Genomic DNA, 22991 nt, shown 5'->3' with positions numbered 1-22991 from the left:
CGGGGCAACATGGGTTCGCTTTATTCCATGACGTTGCTCTTACACCGGTGTAGGTAAACTGATTTATCCGTCTCGGTTGATTTGGCCGGGAAACATGCAGGTCGGGGCTCTTTTTGACCTGTTGCAGTCGATGCATGTCGTCGTGTTCGGTTTTGTCGGGGGGTGTTGATAAATTCACACTTGAATCTGGCGCTGTCCACAGCCATTTACCAACAGACATCGACGGTGCTGCAAGCATGTATAGAATCGTGCCTAAGTAACGTCAGTATTTGCTGGAATGCGGCGTATCCGGTGCAGCTACGGGCGATTGACTGGTCCGGCAGCCTTGGTTCGGCGTTAACAACATCCAGCACACAATTGAAAAATGGCCTCTCGGCCGCTTCGGGTTCCACCGAAAGGATATTGAATGACTAAAAAGAAAACAGCCACGATCGAGGACGTTTTCGCAGTCTTGCCACTGCGCGACATTGTCGTGTTTCCACACATGATCGTGCCCCTGTTTGTCGGGCGCGAAAAGTCAATCGCCGCACTTGAAGAAGTGATGCGCGAGGACAAGCGGATTTTGCTGGTCGCACAGAAGAATGCATCCGATGACGACCCTGCGTCGGATCAGATGTACGACGTGGGCACAATCGGCTCAATCCTGCAGCTGCTGAAGCTGCCCGACGGCACCGTGAAGGTCCTGGTTGAAGGCCTGGAACGGGCTCAGATCGTGTCATATACGGACCGTGCCGATTTCTTTGAGGCAAAAGCCAGCACGATTGACGGGTCCGATGCCGATGGCGGGGAAACCGAGGCTCTTGCCCGTACCGCTGTGACGCAGTTCGAGAGCTATGTGAAGCTTAACAAGAAGGTGCCGCAGGAAGCCGTGTCATCGATCACCCAGATCGACGACTACGCCAAACTCGCCGACAGCATCGCAGCACACCTTGCCATCAAGATCTCCGAAAAGCAGGAGTTGCTGGAAACCGCATCCGTCGCCCGTCGCCTTGAGAAGGTATACGGCCTGATGGAAAGCGAGATTTCGGTACTGCAGGTCGAAAAGCGCATTCGTTCACGGGTCAAGCGCCAGATGGAGAAGACCCAGCGCGAGTATTATCTCAACGAACAGATGAAGGCGATCCAGAAGGAACTCGGTGATGGCGATGACCATGACGAGATGGCCGAACTGGAACAGCGCATCACCAAGACCAAGTTGTCCAAGGAGGCCCGTGAAAAGGCCAACGCGGAAATGAAGAAGCTCAAGCAGATGTCTCCGATGTCTGCCGAGGCCACGGTTGTCCGCAATTACCTGGACTGGTTGCTGTCCATACCATGGGGCAAGAAATCCCGTGTGAAAAACGACCTGGCCCAGGCCGAAGCGGTGCTTGAGTCGGATCACTATGGCCTGGAGAAGGTCAAGGAACGCATCGTGGAATACCTTGCGGTGCAGGCGCGTGCCAACAAGCTGCGCGGGCCGATCTTGTGTCTGGTGGGTCCTCCCGGGGTCGGCAAGACCTCACTGGCCAAGTCGATCGCCAAGGCAACCGGTCGCGAATACGTCCGCATGTCGCTTGGTGGTGTGCGTGATGAAGCGGAAATCCGCGGTCATCGGCGCACCTATATCGGGTCGATGCCCGGCAAGGTCATCCAGTCTATGAAGAAGGCCAAGAAATCCAACCCGCTCTTCCTGCTCGACGAGATCGACAAGATGGGCATGGATTTCCGCGGTGATCCGTCGTCGGCACTTCTGGAAGTATTGGACCCAGAGCAGAACTCAACCTTCATGGACCATTACCTGGAAGTTGAATACGACCTGTCCAACGTCATGTTCGTGACCACGGCCAATTCACTGAACATTCCAGGTCCGCTGATGGATCGCATGGAAATCATTCGCATCGCCGGGTACACCGAGGACGAAAAATTCGAGATCGCCCGCCGGCATCTGTTGTCGAAAGCGCTTGAAAACCATGGCCTCGGCAAGGGTGAATTCGAGCTTACCGATGACGGGCTGACCGAAGTCGTGCGCCGCTACACCCGCGAAGCCGGGGTGCGTAACCTGGAGCGTGAACTGAATACGCTGTGCCGCAAGGCGGTGAAGGAGATCGTTCTCGCCAAGGGTGCGAAAAAGAAGGTCAAGGTCACTGCCAAGAATATGGCCGATTTCCTTGGCGTCCAGAAATTCCGCTATGGCATGGCCGAGATGGAGGATCAGGTCGGTGTCGTTACCGGGCTTGCATGGACTGAGGTGGGTGGCGAATTGCTGACCATCGAGGCCGTGATGATGCCGGGCAAGGGCAAGATGACCGTCACCGGCAATCTGCGCGATGTCATGAAGGAGTCGATTTCGGCTGCATCATCCTATGTCCGTTCGCGGTCGACGGAGATCGGCGTCAAGCCACCTCTGTTCGACAAGAAGGACATCCACGTGCACGTGCCGGAAGGGGCTACGCCGAAAGACGGTCCGTCCGCCGGTGTCGCCATGGTGACGGCTATTACCTCTGTGCTGACCGGCATTCCGATCCGGCGCGAAGTGGCCATGACCGGCGAAATCACGCTTCGTGGCAGGGTCTTGCCGATCGGCGGGCTGAAGGAGAAGTTGCTTGCAGCCCTGCGCGGCGGCATCACCAAGGTGCTCATCCCGGAAGAAAACGCCAAGGATCTGGCTGACATTCCAGACAACGTTAAGAACGGTCTGGAAATCGTCCCGGTGTCGCATGCAGACGAAGTCCTCAAGCATGCACTTGTAACGGCACCAGAGGCCATCGAATGGGACGAAGCCGCTGAAGAGGCCGCTGCCAAGGCTGCAGCAGATGCCGCCAAGGCTGCCGGAGAAAGCGTGACGGCTCACTGATTGACGGTCGCGGGTTGTTTGATCCGCGACTTTCAAACACCAGAATGCACTTCAGGGCGCGATCAGTTCATCTGGTCGCGCCTTTTGGTTGTTGGTATCGAGTCGACTACTCGGCATGATTGTCGGTTGGTGACAGGTGCCATGAACCGGTGTTGCAGAGGGGGTCGGATTGCCGGGGAAAAGCCCGGTTGGTGTTCTTCAAAGTGTTTTTAAATCAAGGAGTTCCGCGAATCAAATTTGTCAAAAATGCGCAAATCCCAGTTTTTGGCCAAATCCAGCCATAAAACTGCGCGTCAATAAGTGCATGTAAACATGATGGTTTTTCAGGCAATTGCGCATGGCCCTTGCATTAATTGGCTGAAATCCGCGACTTTCAATACACGAGGCGTTCGTACTTGAGTATCTATTGTCGGAAATCTGGTGAAAGGATTCATTCACATGAACAAAAATGATCTCATCTCAAAAGTTGCTGAAGACGCCAAGCTCACCAAGGGTGAAGCAGGCGAGGCAATTGAAGCTACCCTGGCGAACATCCAGAAGGCCCTGATGCAGGGTGACGATGTGCGCCTTGTCGGCTTTGGCACATTTTCAGTGGGCCAACGTGCAGCATCTACGGGTCGCGATCCGCGCACCGGTCGTGCCATCGACATTCCGGCATCCAAGAACGCCAAGTTCAAAGCTGGTAAAATCCTCAAGGAGGCTGTTAACGGCTAGACCCGACCGACTATCCAGCCGCGGCCCCAAACGGGTCGCAGGCATATATCAGGCCCTGCGTGCTCTTCAGAAAAGACGCAGGGCCAAATTTATTTAAAACGGCGCTTGCTCAAACCGGCGCGGAGCGCTAATACATCGCTCAGATTAGTGGGGGCGATTAGCTCAGTTGGTAGAGCATCTCGTTTACACCGAGAGGGTCGGCAGTTCGAGCCTGTCATCGCCCACCATCCCACCAGTCAGAAGGCGCGTTCGTCCATGCTTTCAATTGAAGAGTTGAAGGCCTCCGGGTTGGAGATACTGGACAAGCTTGCCGGGTGGGCAACGTCCCCCCAATTCTACGCCCAGATCGGCGCCATTGTCACAGCGGTTATCGTGGCTCGCATTGTTGCTGCCCAGTTGCGCAAGCGCGTCGGGCTGCTGCGCGAGCCGGTCGCCGATGACCATCGGTTTGCCCGCTGGCTGAATTTTGCCCATTCATTGCGTGATCTGTTGTTTCCTGTGCTGGCGGTGCTGTTTCTCGCCATCGCCATACAGATATGCCTGGCGATGGTCGGCAGTGCCTGGCTGGTGCGGATTGCCCAGTCGGTCGGGGTTGTGGGCGTCTTGTACGCGGCCATCAACCGCTTCATCTCTCACTCGCTCATACGTGCTGCCGCAATTTATATCGGTATCCCCATCGCCACCTTGCAGGTGTTTGGCTGGTGGGACGAGACCAGCGCCTTCCTGGATGGCGTCTCGCTGGAAGTCGGCAATATTCGCATATCGCTTTACTTCCTCGCCAAGGCAGCGGTGTTCGGTGGCTTGCTGTTCTGGCTGGGCAGGTTGTCGACGACAGCGGGTCAAAAGGCGATCCGCAACCAGAAAGACCTCGACAAGGCGACCAGGGAGCTGTTTGCCAAGCTGTTCGAAATCGTGCTGTTCATCGTTGTATTCATCCTGCTGCTGCAGATCCTCGGGCTTGACCTGACCGCGCTGACGGTATTCGGCGGTGCCCTGGGTGTCGGGCTCGGATTCGGGCTACAGCAGATCGCCTCCAATTTCATTTCAGGCATCATCATCCTGCTGGAGCGCTCGCTGGGCGTCGGCGATTTCATCGAGATGGAAGATGGCAAGGCCGGCATACTGAAAGAGCTGAACATGCGCTCTTCGACGCTGGAGACTTTCGACGGCAAGGAAATCATGGTGCCGAATGAAAAGTTCATCACCACCGCTTTCATCAACTGGACCCGCGACGATCCGCGCCAGCGCTTTGAGGTGGAATTCTCCGTGGCCTATGAGAGTGACCTCCGCGAGGTCATGCGGCTGGTGAACGAGGCCGTGGCCAAGCACAAGTCGGTGCTCAGCGACCCGGAGCCCCCGGACACTGAATTGCGCGGTTTCGGCGATTCCGGTGTCGATATGGCCGTCGAGTTCTGGTCGGAAGGCCTGGATGACGGCAGGAACAAGTTCACCGCCGACATCCTCCTGGTTATCTGGGATACCCTGAAAGCCAACAAGATCTCCATTCCGTTCCCGCAACGCGAGGTGCGTATACTGGGAGAGGGGCCCAAACTGGCCATCAAGCGGAAAAAGCCGAATGACCCCTGAAGATGGCAAAGAGAGCAATTTCTTTTCGGCCAGGGGCATAATCGGTCGATGGCCGCTTGACTTGCGACAGCGAACTGAGTAATCCACCCCAACCAACGCAAACCTTCGGGTCGTGACCCGGTTTGCCTTACATCGCGCGGGTGTAGCTCAGTTGGTTAGAGTGCCGGCCTGTCACGCCGGAGGTCGCGGGTTCGAGCCCCGTCACTCGCGCCATTTTACCGCTCCTGAAAATTCCTGATTTTGATGCATTCGACCCGGAAATCCGGTAAACAGGATGTATGGCAGAAACTCCGGCTGACAAAACAGTTTTCCACCATATACTGATGCCGGGATTCAGACTTGCGTCGCTTGTTGCACTGCGGTACCAACCCAACAGGCAATCAGAGTCGAATAGAGGGGCTGCGGTGGCTCAACGGCCACCATGCAACAGGTGCTGAACCATGACGGAATTACTGCAGGATTATCTGCCAATCGTCATATTCATGGGAATATGCATTGGTCTGGGTATTGCCCTGATGGCATCGGCGTTCGTTATCGCCATCCGTCGGCCTGACCCTGAGAAGATGTCGGCTTACGAATGCGGGTTCGATGCATTTGACGATGCGCGCATGAAATTCGACATCCGGTTTTACCTGGTGGCCATTTTGTTCATTATCTTCGACCTTGAAGTGGCCTTCCTGTTTCCGTGGGCGATATCGCTCAAGGAAGTCGGCGTGTTCGGATTCTGGTCCATGATGATATTCCTCGCCATCCTGACCATCGGTTTCGTCTATGAATGGCGCAAGGGGGCTCTGGAATGGGATTGATCGACAAGAACGGCCAGCCATTGAAGGGTGCTGCCGCGCCTGCGGTGCTGACACCGGAACAGGAAGCATTCTACTCATCGGTCAACGACCAGCTTGCCGACAAGGGTTTCCTGGTTACGACAAGCGATGACCTGATCAACTGGGCCCGCACCGGTTCACTGATGTGGATGACTTTCGGTCTGGCCTGTTGTGCCGTTGAAATGATGCAGGCGTCCATGCCGCGATATGATGTCGAGCGCTTCGGATTTGCACCGCGCGCCAGCCCGCGCCAGTCCGATGTGATGATTGTGGCGGGGACACTGACCAACAAGATGGCGCCTGCCTTGCGCAAGGTCTACGACCAGATGCCCGAACCGCGTTACGTGATCTCCATGGGCTCATGTGCCAATGGCGGCGGTTACTATCATTATTCCTATTCGGTCGTGCGGGGTTGCGATCGCATTGTGCCGGTGGACATCTATGTTCCAGGTTGTCCGCCGACCGCAGAAGCGCTGGTTTACGGTATCCTGCAACTGCAGAAAAAAATCCGCCGAACCGGCACGATAGAACGCTAGGGGCCTGCGCTGACCAATGGATGAAAACCTGATTGATCTTGGCGAGCATGTCGCCTCCGAGCTGCAGCAGCTGGGGGTCAAATATGACATGTCCCATGACGAACTGACCCTGCACACCGAAGGCGACAACATTATCGATGTCCTGCGGTTCCTGCGCGATGATCCCAGTTGCCAGTTTGTCTGCTTCATCGACATTTGCGGGGTTGATTATCCGGCACGCGAGAAACGCTTTGACGTCGTGTATCACCTGCTCAGCCCGTATCAGAATACCCGCGTCCGTGTGAAAGTGCAGACTGATGAAGATACCCCCGTACCAAGTGCTGTAGAGGTTTTCCCGGCCGCCAACTGGTTTGAGCGTGAAGCGTTTGATCTGTACGGCATCCTGTTTTCCGGCCATCCGGACCTGCGCCGCATCCTGACGGATTACGGGTTTGCCGGTCATCCATTGCGCAAGGACTTCCCGATGACGGGACATGTCGAGGTGCGCTATGATGACGAGAAGAAGAAGGTTGTGTATGAGCCGGTGAAGCTGGTTCAGGAATTCCGCAACTTTGACTATCTCAGTCCGTGGGAAGGCACAGACTATGAGCTTCCCGGCGACGAGAAGGCGAAGAACTGATGGCTGAGGCACAAGTCAGAAATTTCCACATCAACTTTGGTCCGCAGCATCCTGCGGCGCACGGCGTTCTTCGCCTTGTGCTGGAACTGGATGGTGAGGTGGTGGAACGGGTCGATCCGCACATCGGCCTGTTGCATCGCGGCACCGAGAAGCTGATCGAGGCCAAGACCTATTTGCAGGCGGTGCCGTATTTCGATCGCCTGGACTATGTCGCCCCGATGAACCAGGAGCATGCCTATGCGCTGGCCATCGAGAAGCTGATGGGAATTACCGTGCCCATTCGCGGGCAACTCATCCGCGTTCTCTACTCCGAGATCGGCAGGATTCTGTCGCACCTGTTGAACGTGACCACCCAGGCCATGGACGTCGGCGCATTGACCCCGCCGCTGTGGGGCTTTGAGGAGCGCGAAAAGCTGATGGTGTTTTATGAACGTGCATCGGGCTCGCGCATGCATGCGGCTTTTGTTCGCCCGGGTGGTGTACATCAGGACCTGCCGCAGGATCTGATCGACGACATCGACGCGTTTTGTGATTATCACCCGAAAGTGCTCGACGATATCGAAGGTCTTCTCACCGAGAACCGGATTTTCAAGCAGCGTAATGTCGACATCGGCGTGGTGACGCTGGAAGAATGTTTTGCCTGGGGCTTCTCCGGCGTCATGGTGCGCGGCTCCGGTGCCGCCTGGGACCTGCGCAAGTCGCAGCCCTATGAGTGCTATTCGGACCTGGATTTCGACATCCCGATCGGCAAGAACGGCGACTGCTATGATCGTTACCTCATCCGTATGGAAGAGATGCGCCAGTCGCTGAAGATCATGAAGCAGTGCATCAAGATGATGAACTCGCCGGAAGGCCAGGGGCCTGTGTCGTCGATTGACGGCAAGGTTGTGCCGCCTTCGCGCGGCGAGATGAAACGATCGATGGAAGCATTGATCCATCATTTCAAGCTTTACACCGAAGGCTTCAAAGTGCCCGAAGGCGATGTATATGCCTGTGTCGAGGCACCGAAGGGCGAGTTTGGCGTCTACCTGGTGTCGGACGGGTCCAACAAGCCGTACCGCTGCAAGTTGCGCGCGCCTGGGTTTGCGCATCTGCAGGCGATGGATTTCATATGCCGTGGTCACATGCTGGCAGACGTGTCGGCGGTACTCGGTTCTCTCGATATTGTGTTTGGTGAGGTCGACCGGTGAGTGTACGCCGCTTAGCAGATGATAGTGTTCAGCCCGCATCCTTCGCCTTCACGGCGAAGAATTTGAGCTGGGCCAAGCAGACCATCAAGAAATACCCCAAGGGCAAGCAGGTGTCTGCTGTCATTCCGGTGCTGTGGCGGGCGCAGGAACAGCATGACGGATGGGTTTCGCGAGCGGCCATGGAAGAAGTCGGCCGCATGCTGGACATGCCGTTTATCCGTGTCTACGAGATCGCTACTTTCTACACCATGTTCCAGCTCGCACCGGTTGGCAAAAAAGCACACATCCAGGTGTGTGGAACAACGCCGTGCATGTTGCGCGGGTCGGAAGGCCTGATGGACGTGTGCAAGCGGAAAATTTCCGAACAGCCGCACACGCTGTCTGAAGACGGTGATTTTTCGTGGGAAGAGGTTGAGTGCCTTGGCGCCTGTGTGAACGCGCCCATGATCCAGATTTTCGCCGATACCTATGAAGATTTGACGCCTGAAGCGATGGAAGAACTGCTCGACAAGATTGCCAAGGGGCAGAAGGTTCAGCCTGGTCCGCAGATTGATCGCATCATGTCGGCTCCTGAAGGCGGCTTGACATCGCTTGACGGGGAAATCGTTCCGGCCAAGAAGGCTGCTCCAGGAAAGCTGGCGGCAAAAGCAGCGAAGAAAGCTGCACCGGCCAAAGCAACCCCTGCAAAGAAAGCTCCGGCCAAAGCCGCTGCTGTGAAAAAGGCTGCCAAGAAGGCCCCGGCAAAACCGGCCAAGGCCGCCGCTGCAAAGAAAGCCGGGCCCGCGCGTCTTGCCAAACCGAAAGGCAAGGCTGACGATCTCAAACTGATTTCAGGCGTTGGACCCAAACTGGAGCAGACGCTGAACAAGCTCGGCTTCTGGCATTTCGCACAAATCAGCAAATGGACAAAAAAGGATATCGGCATTGTCGATGACGAATTGTCCTTCAAGGGGCGCATTGAGCGCGATGACTGGGTAAGGCAGGCCAAAGCCTTGGCAAAAGGCGGCGAAGCTGAATACATCAAGGTATTCGGCAAGAAGCCGAGGTAGGACACCATGCTGCAGGACAAAGACCGCATATTCACAAATATCTACGGCCAGCATGATGTGGGCCTGAAGGGCGCCATGAAACGTGGCGCATGGGACGGCACCAAAAAGATGATCCAGCTGGGTCGAGATGGTGTCATCGACCAGGTGAAAGCCTCCGGTCTGCGCGGTCGCGGCGGTGCGGGTTTTCCCACGGGTCTGAAATGGTCATTCATGCCCAAGCAGTCCGACGGGCGGCCGCACTATCTGGTGGTCAATGCCGATGAGTCGGAGCCGGGCACCTGTAAAGACCGGGATATCATGCGCCACGATCCGCACACGCTTGTGGAAGGCTGTCTGATTGCCGGTTTCGCCATGGGCGCGAACGCCGGCTATATTTACGTGCGCGGTGAGTTTATTCGTGAGCGCGAGGCGCTGCAGCGGGCCATTGACGAAGCCTATGACGCCAAGCTGATCGGCAAGAACAACAAGCATGGCTGGGATTTCGACCTCTATGTGCACCATGGCGCAGGCGCCTACATCTGCGGCGAGGAAACCGCACTCCTGGAAAGCCTCGAAGGCAAGAAGGGCCAGCCGCGCATGAAGCCGCCGTTTCCGGCCAATGTCGGTTTGTACGGTGCGCCGACCACGGTCAACAATGTGGAATCAATCGCGGTTGTGCCGACGATTTTGCGGCGCGGGCCGGACTGGTTTTCCGGTATCGGCAGGCCAAACAATGTCGGCACCAAGCTGTTTTGCATTTCCGGACATGTGAACAGGCCATGCACGGTTGAAGAGGAAATGGGTATTCCGTTCCGCGAACTGATTGACCGGCACTGTGGTGGTATTCGCGGCGGCTGGGATAACCTGAAAGCGGTTATTCCCGGCGGATCCTCGGTGCCGTGCGTGCCGTGCGATGACATTCGCGACTGCCATATGGATTTCGACAGCCTGCGCGACCTGAAGTCCGGGCTGGGAACGGCTGCGGTTATCGTGATGGACAACTCCACCGACATGATCAAGGCGATCGCGCGGCTGGCCTATTTCTACAAGCATGAAAGCTGCGGTCAGTGCACACCTTGCCGCGAAGGCACCGGCTGGATGTGGCGGGTGCTGACACGCATGGTCGAAGGCCGCGCGGAAAAGCGCGAGATCGACATGCTGCTCGATGTGTCCTACCAGATCGAAGGACACACGATTTGCGCACTGGGAGATGCCGCTGCCTGGCCCGTACAGGGCCTGATCCGGCATTTCCGGCACGAGATCGAGGCGCGTATTGATGAATTTTCAGCTCGGCCTGACCCCGAAGGGGCAGTGACGCGCGTGGCGGCGGAGTAAAGCACACATGCCTAAACTCATAGTCGATGGAACAGAGATCGAAGTTGAAAGCGGCACCACGCTTATCCAGGCGTGTGAGGCCGCCGGCGCCGAGATTCCGAGGTTTTGTTATCATGAGCGATTGTCGATTGCCGGCAATTGCCGCATGTGCCTGGTAGAGGTGAAAGGCGCGCCCAAGCCGCAGGCCTCGTGTGCCATGTCCGTCAACGACCTGCGTCCGGGACCGGAAGGCCAGCCACCGGAAGTCCGCACCAATTCGCCATTGGTCAAGAAAGCCCGCGAAGGTGTGATGGAATTCCTGCTCATCAACCACCCGCTGGATTGCCCGATCTGTGACCAGGGCGGCGAATGCGACCTGCAGGACCAGGCGATGGCCTATGGCATCGACAAGAACCGGTTTGACGAGAACAAGCGCGCGGTTGAGGACAAGTATATCGGGCCGCTGGTAAAGACCACCATGACCCGGTGCATTCAATGCACCCGCTGTGTGCGGTTCACCACCGAAGTTGCCGGCATCGAGGAACTCGGTGCGATTGGCCGCGGTGAGGACATGGAGATCACCACCTATCTTGAGCAGGCCATGACGTCGGAGATGCAGGGCAATGTGATTGACCTGTGCCCGGTCGGAGCATTGACCTCGGCGCCGTACGAATTCAAGGCGCGTCCGTGGGAACTGCGTAAAACCGAAACCATTGACGTGATGGACGCCGTCGGTTCGGCCATCCGGGTGGACGTGCGTGGCCGCGAAGTCATGCGCGTGCTGCCGCGGCTGAACGAGGAGGTCAACGAGGAGTGGATTTCCGACAAGTCGCGCTTCATCTGGGACGGCCTGCGTTCGCAGCGTCTCGACAAACCCTATGTCCGCGAAAACGGCAAGCTCCGCGCCGCTGGCTGGGATGAAGCTTTTGAGCTGATCGCGTCGAAGCTGAAGGCGGCCGGGCCGGACAAGACCGCGGCACTGGTGGGTGATCTGTGTGGCACCGAAGAAGTGTTCGCACTGAAAAAGCTGATGGAGGCGCTGGAGGTCAAGAACCTTGATTGCCGCGAAGCCGGGTCGCCGCTGGGAGCAGCAGGCGGGCGCGCCGGGTATATTTTCAATTCGACGATTGCCGGTATCGAAGACGCTGATGCCATCATGCTGATCGGCACCAATCCAAGACTTGAAGCACCTGTGCTCAATGCCCGCATCCGCAAGCGCTACCTGGCGGGCGACTGCACCATCGGTGTCATCGGCGAGCGTGCTGATCTGACTTACCCCTACACCTATCTGGGAGACGGGCCTGCTGCGCTGGCTGATCTGGCCAAGCACAAGAAATCCCGGGCGAAACGCCCGATGTTCATCATTGGCCAGGGCGCATTGTCCCGCCCTGATGGTGCAGCCGTGCTGGCAAGCGCCATGCAGGCAGCGCAATCTATTGGCGTCATCAAGGGCGACTGGAACGGCTTAAACGTGCTGCACACCGCAGCGGGCAGGGTGGGCGCGCTGGATGTCTGCGCATTACCGACGCTTCCCGGCGGAAAGGATACGGCCGCCATCCTGAAGGCTGCAAAGGCCGGAAGCATCGAAGCAGTTTACCTGCTTGGTGTCGATGAGATCGACATGGACGCGCTTGGCGATGCCTTTGTTGTCTATCAGGGCACGCATGGCGATGCCGGTGCGCATCGCGCCGATGTGATCCTGCCAGGGGCCACCTACACCGAAAAATCAGCGACTTACGTGAATACCGAAGGACGGGCGCAAATGGCGCGCCGAGCCAACTTCCCGCCCGGCGACGCGCGCGAAGACTGGGCGATCATACGCGCCCTGGCCGGAAAGATGGACGTGACACTCGGGTTCGACAATCTGGAACATCTGCGCGCTGCAATGTACAAGGCGGCGCCCCAGCTTGCGGCGCTGGACAGTATCCAACCGGCAGACAGCGGTCCCCTGGATGAACTGGCCAAGGTCAAGGGCAAGATGACATCGAAAGGGTTTGTGTCTCCGGTAACCGATTTTTACATGACCAACCCGATTGCACGTGCGTCCGGTATCATGGCGGAATGTTCGTCATTGCGAGCCGGCCAGCACAAGCTGGCGGCGGCGGAGTAGGACAGTCTCATGAACGAAATACTCCTCACAATCGGTTTCATCGTGCTGCAGTCTCTGGCCCTGCTGATCGCAGTGCTGGTCATCGTCGCCTATCTGGTTTACGCCGACCGCAAGATCTGGGCGGCGGTTCAGATGCGCCGAGGTCCCAATGTGGTCGGGCCGTGGGGTTTGTTCCAGTCGTTCGCCGACATGCTGAAATTCGTGTTCAAGGAAGTCGTCATTCCAGATGGCGCCAACAAGGGTGTGTTCCTGATTGCGCCGCTGGTGACCTGTATCCTGGCGCTTTCCGCCTGGGTTGTGGTGCCGGTGAACGCCGGATGGGTGGTTGCAGACATCAATGTCGGCATTCTGTTCCTGTTCGCTATTTCATCACTGGGTGTTTACGGCGTCATCATGGGCGGCTGGGCGTCCAACTCCAAGTATCCGTTCCTGGGCGCCCTGCGCTCGGCTGCGCAAATGGTGTCTTATGAAGTCTCCATCGGCTTTGTCATCATTACCGTCTTGTTGTGTGCCGGTACCTTGAACCTGTCCGGTATCGTCATGAGCCAGTCGACCGGCATCGGTACCTGGCTGGGACTGCCGGGATCGTTCCTGGACTGGTACTGGCTGCCGCTGTTGCCGATGTTCGTGGTGTTTTTCATTTCCGCCCTGGCGGAGACAAACCGTCCGCCGTTTGATTTGCCGGAAGCTGAATCTGAACTGGTCGCCGGATTCATGGTCGAGTACTCGTCGACACCGTACATGCTGTTCATGCTGGGCGAGTATGTATCGATTTCGCTGATGTGCGCCATGACGGCTATCCTGTTTCTCGGTGGCTGGCTGCCGCCGATAGACGTGGTGCCGTTTACCTGGGTGCCCGGCGTGTTCTGGTTCATGGCCAAGGTGTTCCTGGTTTTCTTCATGTTTGCCATGGTCAAGGCGTTCGTGCCGCGCTATCGCTATGATCAGCTGATGCGTCTGGGCTGGAAAGTGTTTTTGCCGATTTCACTTGGCTGGGTTGTGGTCACCGCAGGTGTCATAACCGCCTTTGGCGTGGCCCCTTGAGGATGAATGGAAAGTTGAACCCATGAAACTTGCTCAAGCTGCCAAATCGCTGTTCCTGAAGGAGTTTATCGACGCGTTCTTCATGTCGATGCGGTATTTCTTTGCGCCCAAGGCAACCATCAACTATCCGTTTGAAAAGGGACCGGTAAGCCCGCGGTTTCGCGGTGAGCACGCGCTGCGGCGTTATCCAAACGGCGAAGAACGCTGCATCGCCTGCAAACTGTGCGAGGCTATCTGCCCGGCCCAGGCGATTACCATCGAAGCTGGTCCGCGCCGCAATGACGGCACCAGGCGCACCACGCGCTACGACATCGATATGGTCAAGTGTATCTATTGCGGATTTTGCCAGGAAGCCTGCCCGGTGGACGCCATCGTGGAAGGCCCGAATTTTGAATTTGCCACCGAGACGCGCGAAGAACTGTTGTTCGACAAGGACAAGCTGCTGGCCAATGGCGACCGGTGGGAACGTGAAATTGCGTCGAATATGGCAGCGGATGCACCGTATCGCTGATCCTGCGTGCGGTGAATGAGGATAAGGGCCGGTTGATCCGGCAAGACAGGGGTTGAAGAGATGGCAGTAACTGCCGCGTTTTTCTATCTATTTGCCGCCGTTGCAATAGCATCGGCAGTGATGGTGATTGCCTCACGCAATCCGGTTCACTCAGTGCTGTTTCTGATCCTGACGTTCTTCAACGCCTCAGGACTGTTCATCCTGCTGGGAGCCGAGTTCCTGGCCATGATACTGGTGGTGGTTTATGTGGGCGCGGTAGCGGTTCTGTTCCTGTTCGTCGTCATGATGCTGGACATCGACTTTTCCGAACTTCGCGAAGGCATGCTGACCTATGCACCGTTTGGCATGGTTGTGGGGCTGATCCTGTTTACCGAACTGGCCCTGGTACTGGGCGTCTGGGCATTCTCGCCCGAAGCCGCCGGCGCACTTGCAGCTCCGGCACCGGCCGCCAGTGTTGCCACCAATACCGAGGCGCTCGGACAGCTGCTGTACACACGCTATATCTATTATTTCCAGGCAGCAGGCCTGGTGCTTCTGGTCGCCATGATTGGTGCCATCGTGCTGACGCTGCGCCACAAGGAAGGCGTCAAGCGCCAGAACATTTCTGATCAGGTTGCACGCGGACCGGCAACGGCCGTTGAAGTGCGCAAGGTCAAGCCGGGGCAGGGGATTTAGATCATGACAATCGGACTGGGACACTACCTCACAGTTGCGGCGATCATCTTTACGATCGGGATTTTCGGCATCTTCCTGAACCGCAAGAACGTGATCATCATCTTGATGTCGATCGAACTGATGCTGCTGTCGGTCAACATCAACCTCGTGGCATTCTCCTCGTTCCTGAACGACATGGTCGGGCAGGTGTTTGCACTTCTGGTGCTGACCGTGGCGGCCGGCGAAGCGGCCATCGGGCTGGCCATTCTGGTTACCTACTTCCGCAACCGTGGCTCGATCGCGGTTGAAGACATCAACATGATGAAGGGCTGACGGGGAAAGTTTGACGCCATGAACACCATCTTCCTCCTCATCGTTTTCCTGCCGTTGATCGGCGCCCTGATATCGGGTGTCTTCGGCACGAAACTGTTACGCGGAACCCAGGAACCCTCAGGTCATGACGGGCACCATCACGGCCCCGCCTGGCCGCAGCTCCTGCCGACTGCATTGCTGCTGATATCGGCGGCCTTGTCGTGGATTGCGTTTTTTGATGTTGCCGTAAATGAGAATTCCTACAAGGTTGAAGTGCTGACCTGGATTCGTTCCGGCGGCTTGGCTGCGGACTGGATGCTGCGGATTGATACGCTGACGGCGGTAATGCTTGTTGTCGTCACCACGGTATCGTCGCTCGTTCATGTATATTCGATTGGCTATATGAGCCACGACGACAACCAGCCGCGGTTTTTCTCCTACCTGTCGTTCTTCACTTTCGCCATGTTGATGCTGGTGACGTCCGACAACCTGCTGCAGATGTTTTTTGGCTGGGAAGGTGTTGGCCTCGCATCTTATCTCCTGATCGGTTTCTGGTACAAGAAACCGTCGGCCAACGCCGCTGCCATCAAGGCTTTCGTCGTCAACCGCGTTGGTGACTTTGGCTTCGCACTGGGTATTTTCGCGACATTCGCGATATTCCAGTCCATCGAGTTTGATACCATTTTTGCTGCTGCCGGCGGGCAAACCGGCAAGACGATGCAGTTCCTGTCATGGGAGCTGGACGTGATGACCGTGATCTGCCTGTTGTTGTTCATGGGCGCCATGGGCAAGTCCGCCCAGTTCCTGCTGCACACCTGGCTGCCGGACGCGATGGAGGGCCCGACACCTGTGTCCGCGCTGATCCATGCAGCGACCATGGTGACAGCCGGTGTTTTCCTGGTGGCCCGCATGTCGCCGATGTTCGAATTGTCACCGACGGCGCTGACGGTAGTCACGGTGATCGGCGCAATCACGGCATTCTTTGCCGCTACGGTCGGCCTCGTACAGAACGATATCAAGCGGGTCATTGCCTATTCCACGTGTTCGCAGCTTGGCTACATGTTCGTGGCGCTGGGCGTGGGTGCTTATGGCGTGGCGATCTTCCACCTGTTCACGCATGCCTTCTTCAAGGCGTTGCTGTTCCTGGGGTCTGGCTCCGTTATCCATGCCATGTCCGACGAACAGGACATGCGCAACATGGGCGGTCTCGCGCCGCAACTTAAACTGACCTGGATCATGATGCTGATCGGGACACTTGCGCTGACCGGTTTCCCGCTGACGGCAGGGTACTTCTCCAAGGACGCGATTATCGAAAGCGCCTTTGCCGCGCATAGCGGCGCAGCCACTTTGGCCTTCTGGCTGTTGGTGGTTTCCGCCTGTTTCACATCATTCTATTCCTGGCGCCTGATATTCATGACCTTCCACGGCAAGCCGCGCGCCAGCCGTGATGTGATGAACCATGTGCATGAGTCTCCGTATGTCATGCTGGTGCCGCTGTTTGCGCTGGCGGTGGGTGCGCTGTTTGCCGGTATTGCGTTCAAGGAATACTTTATCGGGCACAACGAAGCGTTGTTCTGGGGAACGGCGATTTACAGGCTGCCGGAAAACAACATTGTCACCGAGTTGCACCATGTGCCGGGCTGGGTCGTGTGGTCGCCGTTCGTTGCCATGGTCATCGGCTTTGCACTGTCGTGGCTGTTCTATATCCGCAATCCGGAACTGCCGAAACAACTGGCTGCACAAAACGAGCCGCTGTACAAGTTCCTGCTCAACAAATGGTACTTCGATGAGCTGTACGACCTCATTTTCGTTCGCCCGGCCATGTGGCTTGGCCGCTTCCTGTGGAAGAAGGGTGACGGATGGATGATTGACGGCTTCGGGCCGGACGGGGTTTCCGCGCGCGTCATGGGAGCCGCCAGCCGCATCGTGAAACTGCAGTCCGGTTTCGTTTATCACTACGCCTTTGCCATGTTGCTCGGGGCTGCGTTCCTGATCACCTGGTACATGTTTGCAGGAGCACACTGATGACCGGCTGGTACATTCTATCAACGATCACTTTCCTGCCTATGGTTGGTGCTCTGTTCATTCTGGTGATCCGTGGTGATGATGCTGTTGCACGGCGCAATATGCGCGCAACCGCCTTGTCAGTGACGCTGATCAGCTTTGTTCTTTCGCTTCTGGCCTGGAACGGTTTCGATCCTGCCCAGTCCGGCTTTCAGCTCGAAGACAAGGTCACCTGGCTTGGCGGCCTGATGACCTATCACCTCGGCGTGGACGGTATCTCGATGCCGTTTGTGTTGCTGACCACGGCAATGATGCCGTTGTGCATCATTGCCAGCTGGGGCGTGGAAAAGCGGGTCAAGGAATACATGATCGCGTTCCTGGTGCTGGAAACACTGATGATCGGTGTGTTCTGTGCGCTGGACCTGGTGCTGTTCTACCTGTTCTTCGAAGCAGGCCTTATCCCGATGTTCCTGATCATCGGTATCTGGGGCGGTGCCCGGCGCGTATATGCCAGTTTCAAGTTCTTCCTGTACACGCTGCTCGGTTCGGTACTGATGTTGCTGGCCATCATGGCGATGTATTCATATGCCGGCACCACTGACATCGCCGAGATACTGGCCGACAAGAACTTCCCGCCTGAAATGCAGACCTGGCTGTGGCTGGCCTTCTTTGCCTCCTTTGCCGTCAAGATGCCGATGTGGCCCGTGCATACTTGGTTGCCGGATGCCCACGTTGAGGCCCCGACCGCCGGTTCGGTCGTGCTGGCGGCAATCCTGCTGAAGATGGGTGGATACGGCTTTTTGCGGTTCTCGCTGCCGATGTTCCCGCTGGCGTCCGAAATGTTTGCACCCATGGTCTTCGTTCTGTCGGTCGTCGCCATCGTCTATACATCGCTGGTGGCGCTGATGCAGGAAGATATGAAAAAGCTGATTGCCTATTCGTCGGTGGCGCACATGGGTTTTGTCACCATGGGCATATTCTCGCTGAACAAGCAGGGCATAGACGGCGCGATCTTCCAGATGATCAGCCATGGCTTCATTTCAGGCGCGTTGTTCCTGTGCGTCGGCGTTGTCTATGACCGGATGCACACCCGCGAGATTGCCGCCTATGGCGGACTGGTCAATCGAATGCCCGCCTATGCAGCGATATTCCTGCTGTTCACCATGGCCAATGTCGGGCTGCCGGGAACCTCCGGGTTTGTCGGTGAATTCCTGACGCTGACCGGTGCATACAAGGCCAATACCTGGGTGGCGTTCTTTGCCACGACCGGCGTCATACTGTCGGCAGGTTATGCGTTGTGGCTGTATCGCCGCGTAGTGTTTGGCGTGATGCAGAAGGACAGTTTGAAAGCGATGGCCGATATTACCCCGCGTGAGGCCGTGACACTGGTGCCGCTGGTGGCCGCAACTATATATTTCGGTGTGTATCCAGCGCCGGTAATGACGGCGATTTCCGCGTCGGTGGACAATCTGCTGGTCGATATGCAGACAGCATTCGATGCCCAGGCCGCGGTCGTGCGGGCAGCGGCTGTGGCAATCGGGAACTAGAACATAGTTGGCAGCGGCAGCCGGGCATGAACGCCGGATGCAATTGCTTCAAGAGGTTTGAGAAAGTCAGGATCGGGTAAATGGGCGATATACTAGCGATAGCCGATGCAACGGCCGCACTGCCGGAGATATTCCTGGCGGTAGTGACCATGGCGCTTCTCATGCTTGGTGTGTTCTGGAAGCGCAATCCGACAGAGATGATCAATACGCTGGCGCTCACCGCCCTTGCCGTCACTGCCGGGCTGGTCGTGCTCATGTCTGACGGTGAAACGCAGCGTGCCTTCCTGGACGGGTTTGTCGTGGACGGGTTTGCCCGGTTCATGAAGATGCTCGTCCTGTTCGGGTCTGCTGCTGCGATCATCATGTCGTCAAGCTTCATGAAAACCGAGAAACTGGACCAGTTTGAATATCCGATACTTATCATGATGGCCACGGTCGGCATGATGATGATGATTTCGGCCAATGACCTGATCGCACTCTATATGGGCCTGGAACTGCAATCGCTGTCGCTTTATGTGGTTGCAGCCTTCAACCGGGACAGTGCGCGTTCTTCGGAGGCAGGGCTGAAATACTTTGTACTGGGTGCGCTTTCGTCCGGCATGTTGCTGTATGGCGCCTCTCTGATATACGGGTTTTCAGGCTCGGTTGCGTTCTCCGAGATTGCCCGCGCAGCGGCGGGAGAGGGGGTCGGCCTTGGACTGTTGTTTGGCCTGGTGTTCCTGATTTCCGGGATGGCGTTCAAGATATCTGCGGTGCCGTTCCACATGTGGACGCCCGATGTGTACGAAGGTTCCCCGACACCGGTTACCGCCTTCTTTGCCGCTGCACCGAAGGTGGCCGCAATGGCTGTGTTCGTGCGGGTGATGCATGACGCGTTTGGCGGCGCAGTTGCCCAGTGGCAGCAGGTGATAGTGTTCATCTCCATTGCGTCAATGGTGCTGGGTGCATTTGCCGCCATCGGCCAGAACAACATCAAGCGCCTGCTGGCCTATTCCTCAATCGGCCACATGGGCTACGCGCTGGTTGGTCTGGCCGCCGGAACCCAGTCGGGCGTACGCGGCGTGGTCATCTACATGGCGATTTACATGATCATGACCCTGGGTGCATTTGCCTGCGTGATCTATATGCGCCGGCGCGGTACCGCTGTAGAGCGAATTTCCGACCTGTCCGGCCTGGCGCGCAATGACAGTGTCATGGCGTTCGTGTTTGCCATGTTGATGTTCTCGCTTGCCGGCATTCCTCCGCTGGCCGGGTTCTTCGGCAAGTACTTCGTGTTTCTCGCTGCCATTGACGCGAAAATGTACGCACTGGCGGTCATTGGTGTCCTGGCATCGGTCGTGTCTGCATTCTATTATCTGCGGGTCGTCAAGATCATGTACTTCGACGAACCGGTTGATGAATTCGATGTCGCACCAATGGAAATACGGGTCATTGCGATTGCTGCCGGAGTAATGGCAATCGGCATGGTGCTGGTTCTCAAACAGCTTAATATCGCGGCCAATGCCGCAGCTGCGTCGCTGTTCCTGTGAGCGGATCAGCAGGCGCGCTGCCCGACATCATCTGGCACGACAGCGTCGGTTCCACCAATGATGAAGCACACGCGCGGCTGGCGGTTGAAAACCGTCAACCGGTCTGGATTGCCGCCGCCGAACAGACAAGCGGCAAGGGCAGGTTGGGACGCAGTTGGGTTTCGAAACCTGGTAATTTGTACGCCAGCCTCACATGGCCGTCAGATGCGGAGCCGGGGCGTCTGGCCAGTCTGTCTCTCGTCGCCGGTCTGGCTGTGCGCGATGCGGTAATGCTGGCCGGTGTTGCAGAGCCGGTGCAGTTGAAATGGCCCAATGATGTTCTTGTCGGCGGCAAGAAAATATCCGGCATACTTATCGAGACGATGGCGCGGCAAGACTCTCACATTGCCATTGTGGGGTGCGGTATCAACCTGCTTCACCACCCGGGCGATACCCGCTGGCCGGCAACGGATCTTTCTGCCTGCGGCGTCGTGATCGAGCCGCGCGCGATGCTGGAACATCTGCGTGACGCCATGCACACACGTTTGCGGCAATGGGCGGAAGGAGCAGGGCTTTCCAGTATTCACGACGACTGGATGGCCGCTGCATTGGGCCGCGGCGGCCGGATATCGGTCGAAGGCGGCAAGCAGGGTGTGTTTACGGGATTGAGTGATGACGGTGCGCTGGAACTGACACTGGACGACGGCTCGCTGTGGACCCATCATGCAGGTGATGTTGAATGGCTGGAGCAGCGTGGCTCCTCGTGATCAGCCTGGCAACAACCGGGGTGTAATGATCGGGAACGATTTTGGTTCCTGAAACAGGTGGACTGGGGACGTAATGACGGGGCGCAAGAAGCCGGGGGCTGAACTGGTGCTGCTGCCTATGGGCGGCATGGGGGAAATCGGCATGAATGCCTATGCCTACGGGCTCGGCACGCCTGCCAGGCGTAAATGGATTCTCGTCGACTGCGGCGTGAAGTTCGGAGACGAGCGCGACCCCGGTATCGATGTGATCTTGCCGGACGTCAGTTATCTCGAAGCCCAGGCAAAAAACCTGCTTGGAATTTTCCTGACTCATGGCCACGAAGACCATATTGGCGGCATCGCTTGGCTGTGGCCGTTGTTGCGGTGTCCGGTTTACTGCACGCCGTTTGCTGCCGAACTGGTAAAGCGGAAACTGGCTGAAGCCGGATTGCTGGGTGAAGTGCCGCTGCGTGTTGTGCCGCTTGGCGGAACGGTCGAAGCGGCAGGTTTTTCGGTTGAATATGTGGCTGTCACTCATTCAATTCCCGAACCCGCCGCATTGGCCATCCGCACGTCCGCCGGCACGATTGTCCATTCCGGCGACTGGAAGCTTGACCCTACGCCGACAATTGCACCGTTGATGGACATTGATCGCTTCAGGGAGATCGGCAATGAAGGCGTCGATGTCCTGGTCTGCGATTCAACCAATGTGCTGCGGGAGGGCCATTCACCGTCTGAGGCGGAAATCTCCGACAACCTCGCCAATATCATCGGTGAAGCAAAGGGCAGGGTGGCGATAACGACATTTGCCAGCCACGTCGGCCGCATAACCTCGATCGCACAGGCAGCGCGCGCCAACGGGCGCGAGGTCGTTGTGGCGGGCAGGGCGATGCACAACATCATTGCCGCTGCCCGGGAAGTCGGTCTCCTGAAGGAAGGCAATAGTTTCCGCGACCAGACCGAGTACGGTTATCTCCCCAGAGACAAGGTGGTGTTGTTATGCACGGGCTCGCAGGGAGAACCCCGTGCCGCCATGGCGCGCATAGCTGCAGACAATCATCCGGACATTACACTGGACAAGGGCGACCTGGTGATCTTCTCCTCAAAGACCATCCCCGGCAATGAGAAGTCCGTCGGCGAATTGCTCAACAAGCTTGCCGAACAACAGGTTGAGGTCATTACTTCGGATGATGCGCTGGTCCATACATCCGGCCATCCCCGTCAGGACGAGTTGCGCCAGTTCTATGGCTGGGTAAAGCCGAAGCTGCTTGTGCCGATGCATGGTGAAGCGCGCCATCTCATGAAACAGACCGAGTTTGCCGCTGAATGCGGTATTCCCGAAACCGCCTCGGCGATGGCGGGGGAGGTGCTGCGGCTGGCACCGGGTGATGCAAAAATTGTTGATGACGTTCCCGGCGGGAGGCTGCATGTGGACGGTCGCATCATCGTGCCCAGCATAGAAGGTCCGGCGCGCAAGCGACGCAAGCTTGCCCATGTCGGCGTGGTTGCCGTGTCACTGGTGATCGATGGCAGCGGCCGGATGGTGGATGATCCGCAGGCCGTTCTGGACGGCATGCCGGAAGAAACCGGGGCCGGGTATGAGTTCTTCGAACTTGTGCTGGATATTGTCGAAGAGGTGTTTGAATCCATTCCGCGCAAACGCCGCCAGATAGACGAGGCTGTTGAGGAAAAACTCCGTCAGTCAATCCGCCGCCGTGTCGAGACGGAGTGGGGGAAACGCCCCATCGTTCATGTGCTGATTCACCGGGTTTAGCCAACGCGTCATATCCGTTAAAGCCGCATTTAGCTGCATACGAGTTGCGGCTTTCCTGCTTGCGCATGCACAAATCGGGAATCTGAATGCCGAATATGTTGCATGAATCACCAGAAAAGCGGCATTTAGTGAGTTC

Annotated in this window: 19 protein-coding genes and 2 tRNA genes; all 21 read left to right on the top strand. The window is 57.3% G+C overall.

The window, feature by feature from the left end; all coding sequences use genetic code 11:
• Positions 1-406 precede the first annotated feature (406 nt).
• The 21 genes from lon (at position 407) to DHN55_RS20270 (ending at position 22855) form a co-directional block, all read left to right on the top strand.
• On the top strand, positions 407-2833 hold the full coding sequence (gene lon, locus DHN55_RS20370) for an endopeptidase La (RefSeq protein ID WP_108883396.1): 2427 nt from the start codon (positions 407-409) through the stop codon (positions 2831-2833).
• A gap of 438 nt (positions 2834-3271) precedes the next feature.
• Entirely contained in the window at positions 3272-3547 is a 276-nt protein-coding gene (locus DHN55_RS20365; protein ID WP_108883395.1) for an HU family DNA-binding protein, read from the top strand.
• A gap of 151 nt (positions 3548-3698) precedes the next feature.
• Positions 3699-3774: transfer RNA gene (locus tag DHN55_RS20360), tRNA-Val, on the top strand.
• Between the two features lie 28 nt (positions 3775-3802).
• Positions 3803-5134, top strand: a complete 1332-nt coding sequence (locus DHN55_RS20355) for a mechanosensitive ion channel domain-containing protein (protein ID WP_108883394.1) — start codon at positions 3803-3805, stop codon at positions 5132-5134.
• Positions 5135-5270: 136 nt separating this feature from the next.
• Positions 5271-5347, top strand: a tRNA-Asp gene (locus DHN55_RS20350).
• Between the two features lie 227 nt (positions 5348-5574).
• A complete protein-coding gene (locus DHN55_RS20345) occupies positions 5575-5940 on the top strand; it encodes an NADH-quinone oxidoreductase subunit A (protein ID WP_108883393.1) in 366 nt (121 codons plus the stop codon).
• The gene (locus tag DHN55_RS20340; RefSeq protein WP_108883392.1) at positions 5931-6494 is read left to right on the top strand and encodes an NADH-quinone oxidoreductase subunit NuoB; all 564 of its coding nucleotides are present in this window, start codon (positions 5931-5933) and stop codon (positions 6492-6494) included. Before DHN55_RS20345 ends, DHN55_RS20340 begins: the two co-directional genes overlap by 10 nt.
• A 16-nt stretch (positions 6495-6510) precedes the next feature.
• Positions 6511-7113: an NADH-quinone oxidoreductase subunit C gene (locus DHN55_RS20335; RefSeq protein WP_108883391.1), complete on the top strand. Its 603-nt coding sequence runs from the start codon at positions 6511-6513 to the stop codon at positions 7111-7113.
• Entirely contained in the window at positions 7113-8303 is a 1191-nt protein-coding gene (locus DHN55_RS20330; RefSeq protein ID WP_108883390.1) for an NADH-quinone oxidoreductase subunit D, read from the top strand. Before DHN55_RS20335 ends, DHN55_RS20330 begins: the two co-directional genes overlap by 1 nt.
• Positions 8300-9352, top strand: a complete 1053-nt coding sequence (nuoE, locus tag DHN55_RS20325) for an NADH-quinone oxidoreductase subunit NuoE (protein WP_108883389.1) — start codon at positions 8300-8302, stop codon at positions 9350-9352. The genes DHN55_RS20330 and nuoE overlap by 4 nt, the downstream gene beginning before the upstream one ends.
• 6 nt (positions 9353-9358) lie before the next feature.
• Positions 9359-10666 carry an NADH-quinone oxidoreductase subunit NuoF gene (gene nuoF / locus DHN55_RS20320; RefSeq protein ID WP_108883388.1) on the top strand — a complete coding sequence of 436 codons (1308 nt, stop codon included), beginning with the start codon at positions 9359-9361 and terminating at the stop codon, positions 10664-10666.
• Between the two features lie 7 nt (positions 10667-10673).
• The gene (gene nuoG, locus DHN55_RS20315) at positions 10674-12755 is read left to right on the top strand and encodes an NADH-quinone oxidoreductase subunit NuoG (RefSeq protein ID WP_108883387.1); all 2082 of its coding nucleotides are present in this window, start codon (positions 10674-10676) and stop codon (positions 12753-12755) included.
• Positions 12756-12764: 9 nt separating this feature from the next.
• On the top strand, positions 12765-13799 hold the full coding sequence (nuoH, locus tag DHN55_RS20310; RefSeq protein WP_108883386.1) for an NADH-quinone oxidoreductase subunit NuoH: 1035 nt from the start codon (positions 12765-12767) through the stop codon (positions 13797-13799).
• A 22-nt stretch (positions 13800-13821) separates the two neighbouring features.
• The gene (nuoI, locus tag DHN55_RS20305; RefSeq protein WP_108883385.1) at positions 13822-14310 is read left to right on the top strand and encodes an NADH-quinone oxidoreductase subunit NuoI; all 489 of its coding nucleotides are present in this window, start codon (positions 13822-13824) and stop codon (positions 14308-14310) included.
• Between the two features lie 60 nt (positions 14311-14370).
• Positions 14371-14985: an NADH-quinone oxidoreductase subunit J gene (locus tag DHN55_RS20300; protein WP_108883384.1), complete on the top strand. Its 615-nt coding sequence runs from the start codon at positions 14371-14373 to the stop codon at positions 14983-14985.
• 3 nt (positions 14986-14988) lie between these two features.
• Complete coding sequence (nuoK, locus tag DHN55_RS20295; protein ID WP_108883383.1) at positions 14989-15297, top strand: NADH-quinone oxidoreductase subunit NuoK; 309 nt, start codon at positions 14989-14991, stop codon at positions 15295-15297.
• Between the two features lie 27 nt (positions 15298-15324).
• The gene (gene nuoL, locus DHN55_RS20290; RefSeq protein WP_443111148.1) at positions 15325-17301 is read left to right on the top strand and encodes an NADH-quinone oxidoreductase subunit L; all 1977 of its coding nucleotides are present in this window, start codon (positions 15325-15327) and stop codon (positions 17299-17301) included.
• A complete protein-coding gene (locus DHN55_RS20285) occupies positions 17301-18827 on the top strand; it encodes an NADH-quinone oxidoreductase subunit M (protein ID WP_108883381.1) in 1527 nt (508 codons plus the stop codon). Before nuoL ends, DHN55_RS20285 begins: the two co-directional genes overlap by 1 nt.
• Positions 18828-18907: 80 nt before the next feature.
• Positions 18908-20356, top strand: coding sequence for an NADH-quinone oxidoreductase subunit NuoN (nuoN, locus tag DHN55_RS20280; protein WP_108883380.1), 1449 nt, complete (start codon positions 18908-18910; stop codon positions 20354-20356).
• On the top strand, positions 20353-21102 hold the full coding sequence (locus tag DHN55_RS20275; protein WP_108883379.1) for a biotin--[acetyl-CoA-carboxylase] ligase: 750 nt from the start codon (positions 20353-20355) through the stop codon (positions 21100-21102). The genes nuoN and DHN55_RS20275 overlap by 4 nt, the downstream gene beginning before the upstream one ends.
• Positions 21103-21175: 73 nt before the next feature.
• Entirely contained in the window at positions 21176-22855 is a 1680-nt protein-coding gene (locus tag DHN55_RS20270) for an RNase J family beta-CASP ribonuclease (protein WP_108883378.1), read from the top strand.
• Positions 22856-22991: the final 136 nt, after the last annotated feature.

The sequence above is a fragment of the Anderseniella sp. Alg231-50 genome, assembly GCF_900149695.1.
Classification (GTDB): Bacteria; Pseudomonadota; Alphaproteobacteria; order Rhizobiales; family Aestuariivirgaceae; genus Anderseniella.
This window is presented reverse-complemented; position numbering and strand designations above follow the sequence as displayed.